This window comes from Gardnerella sp. KA00771, assembly GCF_049244045.1.
Lineage (GTDB): Bacteria > Actinomycetota > Actinomycetes > Actinomycetales > Bifidobacteriaceae > Bifidobacterium > Bifidobacterium swidsinskii.
This window is the reverse complement of record NZ_CP058368.1, coordinates 793,967-809,313: the sequence shown is the minus strand read 5'-3', so window position 1 is coordinate 809,313 and position 15,347 is coordinate 793,967. Positions and strand designations below refer to the sequence as shown.

The following is a 15,347-nucleotide window of genomic DNA, read 5'->3' as shown; positions in this document are numbered from 1 at the left end:
CTTCCGATAGTCTTATATTTCTACATATAACCACTCTGCCCCACTACCAATATGCCCTACTGCTCTCTGCAATTACTCCAGTGCTATATTCATACGTGTAGGTGCTCTGCATATGAGCATCACTCGGCGACCAGCTTCCATTTGAAGATTTTGAAGCCTTAAACAGAATATAAAGACCACATTTTCCATCCTGAGAGTCCCTGTTATACTGCAGATAAGTAATGTCCGAACGGCTTTCACTCAGAACAAAGTACATATCTCCCTTGGCGGTATAGTTCTCCTTGAACGCAAAGCCTTTCGCCGCAAAATACTTATCAAATATCTTAAGCGCTGCATTTCTTTCCTTCTTTGATTCTAAATCATGCTCAGCGGAATCATGCAAATCGTAATTTTTATCTGGCTCTTCAACCTTTAATCTTGTATCTTTTAATCTTGTATCTTTCCTGTTATTACGATCAATTCTGCTATACCACTCAGATTCACTTATTTTTGGATCAGTATCAGTTGAATCTTTCATTGGTCGAAGATACTTAAGGAAAAACGGGCCTTCAGACTTATAAAGATAATACTCAAAAGGAGCATACATATCGTCCACGTGCTCTGTGTATGTACCATTATCATTTTGTTTCACAGAATATCTGCCAACAATAAACAAAACGTCAAAAAATCCAAGACCTAAGATAATCAATACACAAAGCAGAACATGTAGACAACGAAGTACAATTCTTATACCTATCTTCCGTACACGCGAAATAAGATAGAGATTATAGAAGACACATACAAGAGCAATCGTAATCATCCAAACAACTGGCATTGCCGCGCATATAACATATACCCAAGTCTGCAAAAGCCACTGATTTGGAAGACGTACCGCAGTTATTTCAAAGAATGCAGTTAGAATACCACTTAACACAAAAAAGCAACAAAGAATTAGCGAGATTCTACCCTTCCACCGTTGCTTGCCATAGCTAAGAAAAGATTTATTACGCTCTACATTTGCACTACTAAAACGGCTGTGTAGATTGCGCTGCCAAATAACACCAATAACCCAAATAAGAGAAACTACAACAAGAAGCAGAATTGCAAAACAATAGGTGAACCATCCAAAAAGCTGTAGCTTATTGGATGCCATAAAAACAGTTCCAATAATCATTAAGATGGAAAAGATTTCCGCACTCGGCTGCAAAACCTTATACTTGGATAATTCCTTATTTGCACTGCGAAGGTTTTCACATATTTGCTCATGTGATTCACAATATAGAGGATTTTTCTCATCTGTGGGAGTATGTTCCTGCTTTTCTTTCTCTTTCTCTCTTCCCCCTTGTAGATTATCTTTCTTTCTCAATTATTCTCCTTCAGCGCAAGTTCTATAAGTTTATCTGTATAATCAGCCTTTTCATGATTACTCACCTTTCATCTTGCATTACACTATTAGATATTGCAGCCGTATTAACGCTCGGCTGTTTCTACGCTTAGTTTCACTGCTGTTCTGTTATATTTTGCGTTATCTTTTATCGTGTATCACATGTTTTGGTGCATTTAATCACATAATTATACATATTTTAGTGTTTTTTATCACATAATTCTACACATTGAACAGTGCACAACGCAGTGAGCACATCCATCTGTTTTGCACACAATATTATGCAACCAAGATTTACTTTATTCTTATCAGAAACCTCGGTAATACCATTTTCCAGTTAATCATTCAACTCACCTTAAGTTCGCATCACTCAAGGTCTTATAAAACAATCTACCTTAAGAAAATAAACCTCAAAAAACCGTTTCTATAAACTTTTCTCATCAAATAGATAGATTCTTGTTACGATCTTCAATACAATTGCAAATTAAATCTACAGCTTTATAAAACTCATCAGATGATAATTCATCAATTTTTCTATTAAACGCAAAATGATTTGTCCAAAATTCTTTTGGATACCAAGAATTACTTTGTTGATCAACAAATGCACCTAAGTAATTTAAACGAACAAATTCCTTCCAATTATTGTTAAAATTATCCATCCATTTCTTGAATCTAAATACAGACTCAGCCATATGATCATTTCCATTATATCTGTTAAGCAATTCAAAAAGATATTTGTCATCATATGAATGACACCATTTAAAAATACAATACATGACTATATCCCAATAATCAGAATCGGCATATTCTCCACTCCTCTCTCTATTAAAATACAAAGGAACTGGAATTAAATTGCCCTTCGAATGTGCTAACTTTGAAAAATCCTCCATCCTTTTTGGCAATTTTGAACCCGCAATGATTTTGTCCGCGCATCTAATCTTGCCAACACTACGCATACCTTTAAGTCCTTCAGTTAACACAAAATACTTTCTTATAAAATTACCAAATGAAGTCATTGTATCCCCGTGATACACTATGCCATCTTTTACTATTTCAAATTTGTGTTTACTCTTACCTTCATATTGTTTTTTACACTTACCATTTTTTAAATAAGAATATTTTTCCAAATATTGATCGATAGCCCACTTCGATACATCTACATCTATTATGTTATTCTTTTCTTTATTAGTTTTACAATAAGCTGCCCATAATAAACTCGAAGACTTTTCAAGCTCTTCTTTATTGAATCTATTTTTTATATACAATGAGATAAATTCTTTTTTACCGTCATATAATTCCATAATGATTGCACCTACTTAATAATCTTTGTGAATTGTGAATTGTGAATGTTATATCATATACCTTTAATACTTCCAACATTTTAGCAACCCCTCAATCATTTTCCCATCCACTCGCGCCTTCCACATACCTACTTGTTGCCTTTGTTTCTACATTGAAGTATGTTATCAGCAATAGGAGGTACAAATTCATGGATAAAAATGAAAACATTAATTTACCTACGAAGGTCACCATTACTTTAGATCTTGACAAATTATACAATGAACTAAAAGAAAATGGTTGGAAACCTAATAGTACGGCTAAATACTACAAGCATTACATCCTTAAACATATTGGTAAAGAAGATACTATTCTTGGACCTGATGAAAGCGTGCGATATCTAATTGATCTGCTAGCCACAATTTCATCCCGTCATTTCTTATCAATGATTGAACCAGGCCCTGGCAAAGACGCTCTTATAAAACGTGTTATACACGAATATGAAAAATAACCCCCCTATTTTTTCAAACACAAAAGTCTAACTTTTTTTTGGGGGGGGGGGGCACATCACATTTACATCTGATAACTATTTCTTAGTTCTAAATAATATTATTTATTCAACTCCTATGGAATTTAAAAAATCAATAAGTGTTTTTCCAAGTTCTTCGTTTTCTTTTACTAGTTTTATGCATTTTTTAGGAATGTAGTAGAATTTATTGTCTCCGGCTCTTAAAACTATGAAATTTTTTTCTTCGCCTTTAGGGCAATTATTTTCTCCGTATAAAACTCCGCAATGAGATTGATTTTTAGTATTTCTTACTAGCATGATCTGTTTAATTTCTTTTCCTTTTATTACTACCTTCAAAGCATCATGCGGGTGAAAATTACCTGTAGTTATATCTACGTTATAATTGTTAGAATGTATTTTAGCTTTTTTATATTTTTCTTTTCTATTTTCCTTACTTATGATATCAAATAAGCGATTATCTCCCAAGAAATCATCTTCTTCATAATTTTTCAAATCTATTTCCGTACTTGTATTTGTATTTAAATCATCTTCTGTAAGTCCAAAAGTATATGGCATTAAAAGAATTTTGTTATATTTAATCCTGTAAATATCCACATCCACATTATCTTTTAGTTTTATTTCCCACCAATATAAATTTTTTAATAATTTTGATATAGATGCTCCTCTAGACACGTTAATTTTATTTTTAATTGTTGCAAATTTACTTAAATACTTATTCAATGTTTTTATCTCAGAATATGCTTCTCTAGCATTATTTATTTCAGCAGTTAACTCGTCTTTCGAACTATCGTTACCCATAATAAACTCTCTTTCCTTCTGCGTAAAATTCACATACAAAGCCAGGTGCAAATGGTGTGCATTTTTCTTACATCAATCTTGTACACTCAGCTCGTTTCGATACTAGTCTTTGACATCAATACTACACTCTCCACGCGTCTCGACATTACGCCTTGGACATTAGGCAAACACACTCCACGTGTGTCGGGTTATAACTATGGATTGAATTTGATATGTTGTGTAGGTGGTTTAGATGCCACAAATTACTGATACTATTTTCCTACATTTAAACTCATCATTTACACAACTTAAACATGTTGCTATTTTATTAACGCATTCACATTATTTATAAATTGATTCATGTTTTCCACAGCAATTTTTATTAATTCAGTTCTTTTATAATAACAATCTTCAAATACATAATATACTTTATCATCAATAACTTCTAATTTTATTCTACCATGTGCTATTGCATTTCTTATCTTATGTAGAATATATATAGTGTTTCCAAACTTTTCATCCCTACTTCTAATCGTACCATCTGATATTTTCTTTTTAACAAACAATGCCATTTGTGAACTATCATATTCAAAGTCATCTACGTTTAAAACAGAATATTTTATCGATTCTAGGTCAGTATCTTCCAACCTCAATGAAAAATTAATAATATATATAATTTTAAAGAACCATCGGAATTCTATCCATGAATCACTGTCTTCTTTTAATTCATCAATACTTTTCAATATTCGATCGATCATCTTAGCTTTTTTTGAATCTATAGCAATTTTATAATCTATGATTCTATCATTCAACTGAATTAGGTGAGTTAAAAAATTTGAAAATTCGGTTTCTATATCATAGATGCTTTTGACAAAATATCCTAGCTCATTCTTTGTAATATCTTTACCTAGATATTTATGTAACATTTCACAATACTTCGTTAATTCTTTTTTTGTAATTTCCGTTTTAGTAATTTCAAAGCAATCCTCATTATTAACTAAAAATTCTTTTAAAGCTTGAAATTCTCCACTCGAAAAGACCTTATTATTCATAGGATGTAGCTGATTATCAAGAGTATATTTTCGCTTTCCTTTATATTTAACTTCCATAAAATATGAAAGTTCTTCACTTAATTTAATATAGGTATGTTTGTAGGCAATAGATTTTGTCATTTGATTTAAGTATAGTTTTCCTATTAATTCATGACAAAGTGGTTCTATAACCAATCCCTTGCTTTTTAAAATCCCCTTATCTTTATTGAATGCAAAATAATATGGAATTGGGCCGTTCTCTCCATAACTCATAAAACATCCGTACTGCATATGTGCAAATGAATTTCTTAAAATTTTTCTACTATCCCATAATGACTTAGGTTTATATTTTAATTCTGATTCATTAAACTCATAATAAAACGTGTCATCAACAGTTATTTTAAATCTGTCTTCAATTTCTTTAATCGTTTCTCCATATTTATTCTTAATACTAGCAATATAATTTTTAGGATCAAAAGTATCTTTTAAATAATCTTTTTCTAATTTTTCTTTGTTAAACAACATCACACAAGAATCTAAAAAAATTCGAAATCTGAATAAATCTACTAAATTCATATCTATTTTGTTTGTGCAAATATCCTGCTTAATTTTATCGATATCAAAATTATGTTTATAATAATCCTCATATTTTTTTATTTGTATCACATTATTCAAAAAATAATTAGTCAATATTTGTACCCCCCGACCAACTTTTAATTTGTTATATATTATACATGCTCATCACTTATACTATACAAAAAAGAGATACACAGAACTATGTAAAGAAGGCAATCCTACATAGGTCTATGACTCTCTTACTTTTTAATATTGATAACTTGCCCTGTTTTCAGCTTTAACTCTAAACTAGCATCTTTTGCTCGTACTTCATCAACTAGCATCCATCGTATTGATGTTTTCCTTTTCAAAGTAAATAGCAACTTGTTTAGCCTTTAGCTCACGAGCGTATTGTAAGCAATCTAAAGTATTTCTGGCAAAGCGTGAAATAGATTTAGTAATCACTAGATTTATATACCTTGCTTTACACTCTTCAATCATTCGATTAAACTCTCGCCGATTCTTCATGTTAGTCCCAGAAATACTTTCATCTGCATAAATATCTACTAAATATATAGAATTAATTAGTAACGTTCATATGCTGTCCCTTTCACGGGAATTCTTACAGCAAAAACTAGGACTTTTTTGGACTTCTATTGTAATTACTTTTATAGTTACTTCTGCATAAACCACCCTGGGTGCACTTTTTAACGTTAACATCCTGTGCACTCGACCCTAGAACGTTGATATCTTCCCTCAAACAGCCAAAATACGTTCAAAAACCGAGCAAAGCCAGCTTAAATCCACCACAGGCTAAACCCTTTAACGATAACTCTCGCTAAGCCCTGCTACACAAAGGCAAATTTGCACCCACCTAATCAGACCTTGACATCAATACAACGCTTTTGACGTGCGTAGAGTTTTTTGCTCAAAAGAGAAGAAAACAGTCTTATAAAATCTTATGCGTCTACTGCAGTTCTTCTCCATGGGTGCTACTTGATAACGAGAACAATATCGGTAAGCACAATACCAACAACTACGCTTACCCATGCCAAACTCGGCGTAAAAAGCCAAGCGAGAACACCAAAGATCAGCAGTCGAAGCAGTACAACAATAACCAAGAAAGGCCAACTTTTTGTTAGGCATTTCTGTTGATCAGCCTTCAATGCGCCCATCAGAACCATAACCGCAGCCGCCGCGCAAGAAAATAGCATATTGCCCAAGAATATGACGAGTAGCGTGCGCCAGCCATCGATAGTACAAAGCATCCACCATTGCAGTATCAATGCAAGCAAAAATGTGACAACATCGCATACTGCTTCCATCAGCATATTCGCAACGATTAACGAGGAGAATGTTAAAGACGTACTTCTAGGAGTGCCTGTTTTACCTGCGCTCGCATGCTGTAATGCAATCATGTTTCTCGCCTCGGCGCGCTTTACGCGCTCTTCTTCAAGCATTTGAACGCCAAGCTCAACCGATTTCTTTGAAGCTTCCTGTAATTGCGCATCCGTCATACCTGGCTGCCAAGGCTTTTCAAAAACAAACAGCAACACACTAGTAATCGCTGCGCCAATAATAATGCTTAGCAGCGTAGTATTGGAAACAAGCAATGAAGCAATACCAGAGGTCACCAGCAGCCTGAGCACAAAATCGATGATTCCGATGAGCAAATCACCAGACCTGTCATCTGGTCTACGATGCCTGTCCCACTGCAGATACGCTGTACTTAGCAGCGAAAACACCACAACACTCAACGCGAGTATGACCACAGTTTCCCAACCTAGTACGCGGTGCCCTACGAACTGTTGTACAAGAAGCGAAATAATAAGAGTGCAAATGCCAGCAACAGTTTCTATAATCACATTATCCCAAAAAGCATGCTTGAAAAGCACTGGCCTTACATTCGTCTCGCCCATCATCTAACCCTAGGAAAGGCAATTACGAGTAATTGGCTCGATACCGAGAATCATTTCCAAAAACTTAGCTCCATCAGAACCAAGATGAGCTTTAAGCTCTCCTCGCGCTTTCCAGATAGCCGACACAGTTCTATATATTTGCTTCGCTCGCTTCAGCCAACCAAGTGCCTTAGCAATAGGCACACCATATTGAAATACAAATGAAGCTATCGCTAATGCACATCCGACCCAATTAACCATCGGTGCATAATGTCCAAACATAGAAACCCTATTCCTACGCATCAGTGACTTAAACGTTAAGCCATGCAATGCTGCATTTAAGCGTGCTTCATAATTTGAAGTTGTACGTGGATTAGCATACTGCAAATCAGCAGGCACTGATTCAAATGCACGGATCAACGCATCCAAGTCTGCATCTGTCATAGTTGTAGTAGAAGATAGGCTACCAGCAGCATATGTGAAGTTACCGCGCTCTGTCAATGTGTTAGCGGAAGACACTTCAGCTGAACACAATACTAGTGAGACACTAACAATCGGTACAGATAACATTTTCATTGCTTTACGCATCATTCTCTCTCCTCAAAAATCAGAAAACCCGAATTGATCCGCATTGTTAAGATGCGCGTCGGGTACTGTTATTTGCGTATGCTACACCAATGAGAGTATTTTATTAAATATTGCAAACTAAAACAAATTTTTCTTTCTAACAAGATTATTTAGTCTTACACTCACCTTTATGAACACAAATAAATGTCAGAACGAAAACGCTACAACAGGCTGCAGGCACAGTAGAAATCATCAAAACGCTATTGCGATTCAGTGAGATTTGCAAAGAAGCGCTACTGATTCTGTATGGCTCGACTGCTTCATCTTGGTGTCGAGTGTGTAGACAGATTCGTGCTCGTTCGCTGGAATTGGTCAAAGCGTGTTTTTGCTCGGAAACACACCGATTTTTGCCCTTATGCGTTCTCGGAAAAGTTCAAAGGACATGTTCCTGCCCATGATATGCAAATCCGTAGATTTGACGTTCATTTCAAGACTTCACTCTGAGGAAATAAGTCCGAAATCCCATCGTCTTGACATACCTATTTGTGAAACCAATACTGTACGTTGAATGTCCGTTTTCCTCTATTCGATATATGGTTTCTGTCTCCAATGGTCGCTTTTTAATCTTCAATGTTCACTTTTTTATATTTCTGGTTCCTGCTGTTTGGCTTATCTGGTATCGTCATTTCTATTTTTCCTGAACTAAGCAAAGGCTTGATATATTTTTCAGAAAAGTTTCTTCTACCGGTCAGCCCCATAAATTCTTGCATTTCTTTCCGACTACGAGGAACGATACAAAATTGAAGGAGAGCTTGTATCGTAACTTGCTCCTTTACTTGTTCCCTATCTTGTTCCCTATCTTGTTCCCTTGGATCAAGTTCTTCGGTCGGCCCGACCTTGGCAGTTGCAGCCTCAGAAAGAGGAATCACTGTCGTAAAAACATCTGCCTCTGTAAAGACAGGCTCTCCACCAGAATACATCTTCGTGTATTTATAGCTGTTGCGCATACCGCTTCCCAGTTCGTCAGCAAGACCGATCTCACGGAACACTTTTGCTATCGGCGGATTCTTTGCAAATGGCTTGAATGTTTTCAGATTCAAGTTTCCGTGCCCATGCGCAAGGTTCGCATTCTCTGTTGTAATCTTATCCCGTTCAATGACAAGCTTTGGTACATATCCACTGGAAAAATCACGGTGCATGAGCAGGTTGGAAATAATCTCACGCAGGATTTTATCTCTGGCGCTTATCCGCTGGACACCATCCAATGTAAAAACATCATTCAGATGCTTCTTTCCAAATTCCATCAGACGATCATAGCTTTCAATCAGGTTTGTGATCACCACATCCCTGTCATCATAACGATCAACATTGAACACTCTGAAAATAGCGTCTGTCTTATGCCGAGGTAACACGGTTATGATACGGTTATTCGTACCAAAAAGCAAGACTGCCGCAAGTGTGATACCTTCTTTGTTCGTTTCCGGATCCTCAAGTATGAGTCCGCAGCTTCTGAGCATCTCCTCATCCGTCATGTCAACCCACAGATGGTGCGCAGTATTCACTCTCGCCATTCTCCTTGCCCGATCCATAAGATCATGGCGAAGGCTTGAAACCAGGATGGCAGTGTGGGAGACTTGATCTGTCTATACAAGCGGGACGGTCATTTTGCTTTCGCTTCAGCATATCTATCTTTGCCCCACCAATTTGGCATGAGCTCCTTCAACGTGACAGTCTTCCGCTGTTCAAAGTCCTCCATAATCTCCATTTTTTCATTTTCTTCATTCAATTGATAAAAGAACTCTCTACACGCTCCACAAGGCATACCGCTTCCCGCGCCATAAGGTGCCTTGTCGCGGAATGCGATAAAGCGCTTCACCTTCGTCTGTCCGCTATTCACATACATATTAAGAGCGGCCACGCGTTCTGCGCACAAATTAAGAACACCACTGCAGCTCTCAATGCAGAAACCCGTGAAAATTTCTCCGTTTTCAGCTTCTATTGCACATACAACATGATGTGCGTAAATGAATGGAGAAACTTCCTCTGGATGAAATTGTGGCTTCGCCTTTTCATACATTGTATCCCAAATATCCATATATTCCTTTTCTCCTAAAATACCTGAATTTATCGCATAGGCCTTCCTATTCGCATATACTACAGTTTCATCATGATCTTTCCTGCCGAAAACTATTATCCGAATTAGGCATCTATCTCACAGCTACAACTACACCAACATCTAACTCGGCAACTCAACATAGTGACATCTATTAAGGCAACTCAACTCTCACACTTTTTGACCGATTACCCTAACTAATCACCGGCTAAACAGGACGGACATTGAGCCTGACTTTAAGATTCATAAAAAGAAGTGACTATTACTGACAGAGATCAGTAATAGTCACCCAACGTGAGATATTCAACTATTGACTTGAACCAAACAAAATTCAATCAGTCTTTCGAAGGACAGTCTTAAGCGAGATCACTGTGACACCAATAACAAAAGAGGTAAAACCAATTCTAATAGCAAGTGTGCCATCCCATATTAAGGCAATCAGCATCGCGATTAAGGCAACCGTCAAGCCGAATGTCGCTACTTCACGGCAAAAACGAACGAGCTTGTCCATTATCCTTAAACACCTCCTCGTACACATACTAACAATCAGGTTTCATTTTACCTTTTGAGCTATATTTCCCCACTTCACAGGGTGGGTGCAAAGTGTGTGCACTTTTTAACGTTAACATCCTGTGCACTCAACCCTAGAGCGTTGATATCTTCCCTCAAACAGCCAAACTTGAATTTATATATCTACTGTTTTAATAAGTTTGATTGCCCTTGATGATACTAACTCGTCTTGGCTCATTTCCAAAAGGCTCTTTTTATCTACCCACTTATAATTAACCGTTTCTCCTTTTTGAAGAGCAATTGCATTTTTCTTACAATCGGTTACGCATAGATATTCAACATAAAGAGAGTGGTAAACATCCTGCACAAATCTTCCGATCTCCATAATTTTTGAAGCTTCAATACCTGTTTCTTCTTTTAATTCTCTTACTGCACATTCTAATGGTGTTTCATATTGCAATGCAGAACCACCTGCTGTCAACTCCCACATTCCACCGAATTTCTTTTCAAAATCTCTTTGCATAATAAGGTAAGTCCCATCTATATGTTTAACAATTACTTCGCCCACCAAATGATACATGCCGTCAGGAATTGGTTCTCCTCTCACTAATATAATATTCTTTAATTTATTAAATTCTTTATCATACGCATCCCAAATCTCAGCCATAAAACCCTCCATAAGGCCTGATTGTCAATTTCATTAAATATGAATTTTATCTTTCTCCAGTGGATACAAATATATAATCGGATTTTGTGCCAACTGATTTAACTTCAGTCCGGATATTTACTTTCCAATGTAGTATTACTAATAAATATTATAATAAAAAGAGCTCAAAATTTCTTTTATACCCTCTGCATACATATCTAAAGTTCTATTAGACTCTAATTAATCCTTTTTCGTCTCTGCGATAAACTTCTTATTATCCATTCCTTAAACACCTCCTCGTGCACATACTAATAATCAGACCTCATTTTACCTTTTGAGCTATATTTTTCCACTTCACAGGGTGGGTGCAAAGTGGGTGCACTTTTTAACGTTAACATCCTGTGCACTCGACCCTAGAGCGTTGATATCTTCCCTCACACAGCCAAACTGCACTCAAAGACCGCGAAAACCCAGCCTAAAGCTGCCTCGCATTAAACCTTTTAACGATAGCCCTCGCTAAACCCTGCTACATAAGGGCAAAAATGCACCCACCTAATCAGCCTTTGACATCAATACGACAGTCTCCACGTGGATTGAGAGAACTCCAAGTATAGCTACACTTTTTTGAGTGCACAGCATGGATAGTGGGTGCACTTTTTAACGATAGAAAAAACTATCGTTAAAAGGTTTAAGATTGGCTTGATAACACGTTTACATTACAATTCTTCCAGTTGTTTAGTCTGGTCTCTTCCCATGTAAATAACCGCAAGTATTTGAACTTCTTTTCTACTCTCATCAACACAACGTTTTCTCATCCATATCAGCAAGCGTATACGATACGCAATATAAATATATTAAAGACGTTACTTATATACGAACCAATATTTATACACATCAAATACAGTTTTGAGAGTTTTAGACAACCATATAATTGTAATCTTGATAATATTATGATACTTTTTTGATAAAAGGAGGTTGATACTATGATCAATATTCGCCCAGTTTCCGATTTAAGAAATAAATTCCCAGAAGTAGAAGAAACAGTTATAAATTCAAATACACCAGTATTCCTTACAAAAAACGGTTATGGAACTATGGTTCTCATGAGCATCAAACAATACTCTGCTCTCACTGACGACATTGAAAGAAAACTCGACGAAGCAGATACTTTTGCCGCAAATACTTCTACGCGTCTTTCTAAAGACGACGTCTTTGATAGTGTAAGGAGAAGGGATTAATCAACACGAGAACACCACTACTACAGGATTAGTGTACGCAACTTTTCTGTTTTTTACGTTGTCATCGACGACACTATGGAAGTGCGCAGACTTCTATATTCAAAACGAAATATTGACGCACTACTGGAATAACTATTCCTAGTAACTATCATTATTATGTTAACGATTATTGAAAAAGCTATCGTTAAAAAGTTTAAGATTGGCTTAATAGCTTGATTTTAGGCAAGATATCCATTCTCTTAATACCATGCCCATGCAATATTAGATTGTTGACTGGAAGCCGTGGCGTTCTAATAATAGGCGTAAATTTCAATTTCAACTTCAAAACAAACGCACTTTCTAATAAATCATTTCCTACAATAAACTATAATTTATCTCACTTCTGCGGATTTAGGTATGTAATCGGATTCTGCGCCGACTGATTCAATTTCAATCTGATTATAGATTTCCCTAGATAAAAAGCTTCATTTTCATCAAGTGTAAATCCTTGTTCATATCTATCATCCACAAAAAATAATCTATTCGCCTTTTTTGGCTCAAGAATGATATCCTGCCTTGGAAGTCTGTCCTTTGCCTCTTTACAAACAAACCACTTTGACGGCTTATATACAGCCACAATCAAAGAATTGTATACACCAAAAACATATTCAACGGTTTTTACTTTTTCTTTTGATACTCTCCAGATACCACGAACAGCATCATACAATACATTCTCATCCATGCACCTCCGATAAAGCCTATTTATTTTTATAACAAGAATTCTGTGCTTTATGTCTTTTTCTTCAAGTTCGACCGCACCATTTATTCTTTCGTATTCATCAACCGATAATGCCTCTGCAGAATGATGCCCGGCAACAATATTAGTGAGGCCTGTGTCACTGACGTAATTAAATGCATTGATTAAAGACGCCTCTGACGCAAACGCCTCTTCTTCAGTAAGGTTTGAATTAATGATAATCTTTTCAACTTCAAGTCCAGCAGCCTTAATTTCTGATATTGTCTTAAGTTTCAGGTTTTCACTTTCAGAACTACCCAGGATTTTTTTCTCGTGTTCAAATACTCTGTTTCCTGCGCCTTTTCCAATATAGAAGATTCGCTTACTACGTGGATCGATAAGTCCATACACATAATAATCTCCAAGTGAAAGAAGACTTTTCTCTGAAAATCTATCCATCGTTTTCTCCTAATGAGCAGTTTCCCATTATTCGTATACAACTAAAATACGACTTAACAAAATCCAATACAATCATCTTCATCTGTTGATATAGCAAACTCTACATCCGTTTTTCTCTGAAATATTAAAGTCGATCAGCGTTTTTATCATAAAAATCAACAAATTGCATGATGTACTTCAAATTGTAATTTCCCATTGCAATTTTTTACTCTTTTAACATTAACACTAATTATTGAGTGCAAAATACTACTATTCCCTCTTTATGCTTGACAACGTATACCGTTCGTATCATAATCATTTTAAAAGGAGCTAATACTATGGCAACAAGTCCTACTCAAATTCGTATTGATAGTAATGTCAAAACAGAAGCAAATGAACTGTTTAGCGAACTCGGCATCGATATGTCAAGTGCCGTAAACATCTTCTTACGCCAATGCGTTTTGCATGGAGGACTTCCTTTTAAAGTAGAAATCCCAAAGTTCAATACTGAAACACTGGCGGCCATGCAAGAAGCCAAAAGAATTTCCAGAGACCCTAACGTACCATCGTATTCTTCTATGGAAGACCTTAAGAAAGCGCTGTTGCAAGACTGATGTACAACGTTAAGTTCACGAATGCTTATTATTCTCACCCTCACACTTATCAATACTGGTAGCCACGCAGACCTATTTGGTATGTGAACGTAAGAAATGCACGAAAATTAAAACTTGCTGCTTACCGTTCACCATATATGACTTAGCGCCTGTTAAAAACAAATGGGAGTCACGCACTACCATCACAAACTAGATCTTTTAACATTTAGTCCTTACAACCATATTTCTGAACAAAGCCAATCGTCGGAACAAAAACCCGCCAATCGTCGGAATGAAAGTTCGCTAATCATCGGAACGAAGATACGCCAATTAGTGAGGAAACTGTTGCGTCGTACGTTGATGCGCTTCGCAAAATATTTGTTGTAGAAGATATTCCTGCCTGGAATCCAAATCTAAGATCAAAAACTGCCATTCGTTCATCAGATACACGTTATTATATCGACCCATCTATCGCTGCAGCGGCTTTGGGGATTGGATCAAACGACTTGATAAATGACTTAAATACTTTCGGCTTTCTATTCGAGACACTTTGCGTCAGAGATTTGCGCATTTTTGCAGATTCTCTAGGCGGCGAGGTTTATCACTACAGAGATAAAGACGGACAGGAATGCGATGCGGTTATTCATTTAAGAAACGGTAAATATGGTCTTATTGAAATTAAACTCGGTGGCAGCAAACTCATTGAAGATGGTGCAAAAAGCCTTAAAGCGATGAAAGATAAAATCGACACCAATAAAATGGACGCGCCATCTTTCCTTATGGTTTTAACTGGAACAGGTGACTTTGCGTATTGCCGTAAAGACGGTGTTTATGTGGTTCCTATTGGCTGCTTAAAAAACTAATATAAATTGAATATTACTACACAAAACAACATACAAAACAACATATTTTCTTCAACCCAAAAAGGGGTAATTCCAAAAAGGAGCTCTAATGAACACATACCGCAAACTGTTTGCCTATATCCCACAGTTTAAGGGTTTGGCTAGCGAAAAAACAACGCTGCTACTGCTGATAAATGGTTCAATTCCGCTCTTCTATCAAGGAAATGTAAAAGGCAATATATTAAATTAAACTG

At 36.3% G+C, this 15,347-nt stretch carries 16 protein-coding genes and 2 pseudogenes; 5 read left to right on the top strand and 13 right to left on the bottom strand.

Translation table 11 applies throughout. From position 1 onward, the window contains the following. Positions 1 to 43: 43 nt before the first annotated feature. Complete coding sequence (locus tag HXT57_RS03495; protein WP_415697803.1) at positions 44 to 1,345, bottom strand: YcxB family protein; 1,302 nt, start codon at positions 1,343 to 1,345, stop codon at positions 44 to 46. A 458-nt stretch (positions 1,346 to 1,803) separates the two neighbouring features. Then, positions 1,804 to 2,664 carry a hypothetical protein gene (locus tag HXT57_RS03490; protein WP_012914156.1) on the bottom strand — a complete coding sequence of 287 codons (861 nt, stop codon included), beginning with the start codon at positions 2,662 to 2,664 and terminating at the stop codon, positions 1,804 to 1,806. A gap of 188 nt (positions 2,665 to 2,852) precedes the next feature. On the opposite strand from HXT57_RS03490, the gene HXT57_RS03485 reads away from it, so the two are divergent. Beyond that, positions 2,853 to 3,152 (top strand): hypothetical protein, encoded by a 300-nt coding sequence (locus HXT57_RS03485; protein ID WP_012914155.1) that lies wholly within the window; start codon positions 2,853 to 2,855, stop codon positions 3,150 to 3,152. 102 nt (positions 3,153 to 3,254) lie between these two features. On the opposite strand, the gene HXT57_RS03480 is transcribed toward HXT57_RS03485, so the two are convergent. From HXT57_RS03480 to HXT57_RS03440, 9 genes and pseudogenes are all read right to left on the bottom strand, one after another. Continuing rightward, the gene (locus tag HXT57_RS03480) at positions 3,255 to 3,968 is read right to left on the bottom strand and encodes a hypothetical protein (protein WP_119504431.1); all 714 of its coding nucleotides are present in this window, start codon (positions 3,966 to 3,968) and stop codon (positions 3,255 to 3,257) included. A 299-nt stretch (positions 3,969 to 4,267) separates the two neighbouring features. Then, the gene (locus HXT57_RS03475) at positions 4,268 to 5,668 is read right to left on the bottom strand and encodes a hypothetical protein (protein WP_012914153.1); all 1,401 of its coding nucleotides are present in this window, start codon (positions 5,666 to 5,668) and stop codon (positions 4,268 to 4,270) included. A gap of 204 nt (positions 5,669 to 5,872) precedes the next feature. Beyond that, positions 5,873 to 6,094: pseudogene (locus tag HXT57_RS03470) on the bottom strand (recombinase family protein); the annotation flags it as partial. Between the two features lie 431 nt (positions 6,095 to 6,525). After that, positions 6,526 to 7,452, bottom strand: a complete 927-nt coding sequence (locus tag HXT57_RS03465; RefSeq protein WP_012914151.1) for a hypothetical protein — start codon at positions 7,450 to 7,452, stop codon at positions 6,526 to 6,528. A 9-nt stretch (positions 7,453 to 7,461) separates the two neighbouring features. Further along, entirely contained in the window at positions 7,462 to 8,022 is a 561-nt protein-coding gene (locus HXT57_RS03460) for a hypothetical protein (protein WP_012914150.1), read from the bottom strand. A gap of 596 nt (positions 8,023 to 8,618) precedes the next feature. Beyond that, a pseudogene (locus HXT57_RS03455) lies at positions 8,619 to 9,611 on the bottom strand (Fic family protein); the annotation flags it as partial. 47 nt (positions 9,612 to 9,658) lie between these two features. Next, a complete protein-coding gene (locus HXT57_RS03450; protein WP_064621773.1) occupies positions 9,659 to 10,093 on the bottom strand; it encodes a cytidine deaminase family protein in 435 nt (144 codons plus the stop codon). Between the two features lie 349 nt (positions 10,094 to 10,442). Further along, the gene (locus HXT57_RS03445; RefSeq protein WP_041160496.1) at positions 10,443 to 10,622 is read right to left on the bottom strand and encodes a hypothetical protein; all 180 of its coding nucleotides are present in this window, start codon (positions 10,620 to 10,622) and stop codon (positions 10,443 to 10,445) included. A gap of 174 nt (positions 10,623 to 10,796) precedes the next feature. Beyond that, entirely contained in the window at positions 10,797 to 11,288 is a 492-nt protein-coding gene (locus HXT57_RS03440; protein WP_012914148.1) for an NUDIX hydrolase, read from the bottom strand. Between the two features lie 962 nt (positions 11,289 to 12,250). On the opposite strand from HXT57_RS03440, the gene HXT57_RS03435 reads away from it, so the two are divergent. Continuing rightward, positions 12,251 to 12,505 (top strand): type II toxin-antitoxin system Phd/YefM family antitoxin, encoded by a 255-nt coding sequence (locus HXT57_RS03435; RefSeq protein ID WP_004110957.1) that lies wholly within the window; start codon positions 12,251 to 12,253, stop codon positions 12,503 to 12,505. Positions 12,506 to 12,881: 376 nt separating this feature from the next. On the opposite strand, the gene HXT57_RS03430 is transcribed toward HXT57_RS03435, so the two are convergent. Then, a complete protein-coding gene (locus tag HXT57_RS03430) occupies positions 12,882 to 13,679 on the bottom strand; it encodes an LEM-3-like GIY-YIG domain-containing protein (RefSeq protein ID WP_004110959.1) in 798 nt (265 codons plus the stop codon). A gap of 317 nt (positions 13,680 to 13,996) precedes the next feature. On the opposite strand from HXT57_RS03430, the gene HXT57_RS03425 reads away from it, so the two are divergent. Then, the gene (locus HXT57_RS03425; protein WP_004110960.1) at positions 13,997 to 14,272 is read left to right on the top strand and encodes a type II toxin-antitoxin system RelB/DinJ family antitoxin; all 276 of its coding nucleotides are present in this window, start codon (positions 13,997 to 13,999) and stop codon (positions 14,270 to 14,272) included. A 286-nt stretch (positions 14,273 to 14,558) separates the two neighbouring features. Here HXT57_RS03425 and HXT57_RS03420 read toward each other — a convergent pair whose 3' ends face one another. Next, positions 14,559 to 14,684 carry a hypothetical protein gene (locus tag HXT57_RS03420; RefSeq protein WP_269199233.1) on the bottom strand — a complete coding sequence of 42 codons (126 nt, stop codon included), beginning with the start codon at positions 14,682 to 14,684 and terminating at the stop codon, positions 14,559 to 14,561. On the opposite strand from HXT57_RS03420, the gene HXT57_RS03415 reads away from it, so the two are divergent. Beyond that, a complete protein-coding gene (locus tag HXT57_RS03415) occupies positions 14,626 to 15,114 on the top strand; it encodes a DUF4143 domain-containing protein (protein ID WP_196768831.1) in 489 nt (162 codons plus the stop codon). The two genes, HXT57_RS03420 and HXT57_RS03415, sit on opposite strands and share 59 nt — an antisense overlap. Positions 15,115 to 15,202: 88 nt before the next feature. After that, a complete protein-coding gene (locus HXT57_RS03410; protein WP_196768836.1) occupies positions 15,203 to 15,343 on the top strand; it encodes a hypothetical protein in 141 nt (46 codons plus the stop codon). Positions 15,344 to 15,347 lie beyond the last annotated feature (4 nt).

Coding starts and splice junctions, on each gene's coding strand:
- HXT57_RS03490 (WP_012914156.1), bottom strand. CDS start 2,664: ATGGAATTATATGACGGTAAAAAAGAATTTATCTCATTGTATATAAAA.
- HXT57_RS03485 (WP_012914155.1), top strand. CDS start 2,853: ATGGATAAAAATGAAAACATTAATTTACCTACGAAGGTCACCATTACT.
- HXT57_RS03480 (WP_119504431.1), bottom strand. CDS start 3,968: ATGGGTAACGATAGTTCGAAAGACGAGTTAACTGCTGAAATAAATAAT.
- HXT57_RS03465 (WP_012914151.1), bottom strand. CDS start 7,452: ATGGGCGAGACGAATGTAAGGCCAGTGCTTTTCAAGCATGCTTTTTGG.
- HXT57_RS03460 (WP_012914150.1), bottom strand. CDS start 8,022: ATGATGCGTAAAGCAATGAAAATGTTATCTGTACCGATTGTTAGTGTC.
- HXT57_RS03450 (WP_064621773.1), bottom strand. CDS start 10,093: ATGGATATTTGGGATACAATGTATGAAAAGGCGAAGCCACAATTTCAT.
- HXT57_RS03445 (WP_041160496.1), bottom strand. CDS start 10,622: ATGGACAAGCTCGTTCGTTTTTGCCGTGAAGTAGCGACATTCGGCTTG.
- HXT57_RS03440 (WP_012914148.1), bottom strand. CDS start 11,288: ATGGCTGAGATTTGGGATGCGTATGATAAAGAATTTAATAAATTAAAG.
- HXT57_RS03435 (WP_004110957.1), top strand. CDS start 12,251: ATGATCAATATTCGCCCAGTTTCCGATTTAAGAAATAAATTCCCAGAA.
- HXT57_RS03430 (WP_004110959.1), bottom strand. CDS start 13,679: ATGGATAGATTTTCAGAGAAAAGTCTTCTTTCACTTGGAGATTATTAT.
- HXT57_RS03425 (WP_004110960.1), top strand. CDS start 13,997: ATGGCAACAAGTCCTACTCAAATTCGTATTGATAGTAATGTCAAAACA.
- HXT57_RS03420 (WP_269199233.1), bottom strand. CDS start 14,684: ATGGCAGTTTTTGATCTTAGATTTGGATTCCAGGCAGGAATATCTTCT.
- HXT57_RS03410 (WP_196768836.1), top strand. CDS start 15,203: ATGAACACATACCGCAAACTGTTTGCCTATATCCCACAGTTTAAGGGT.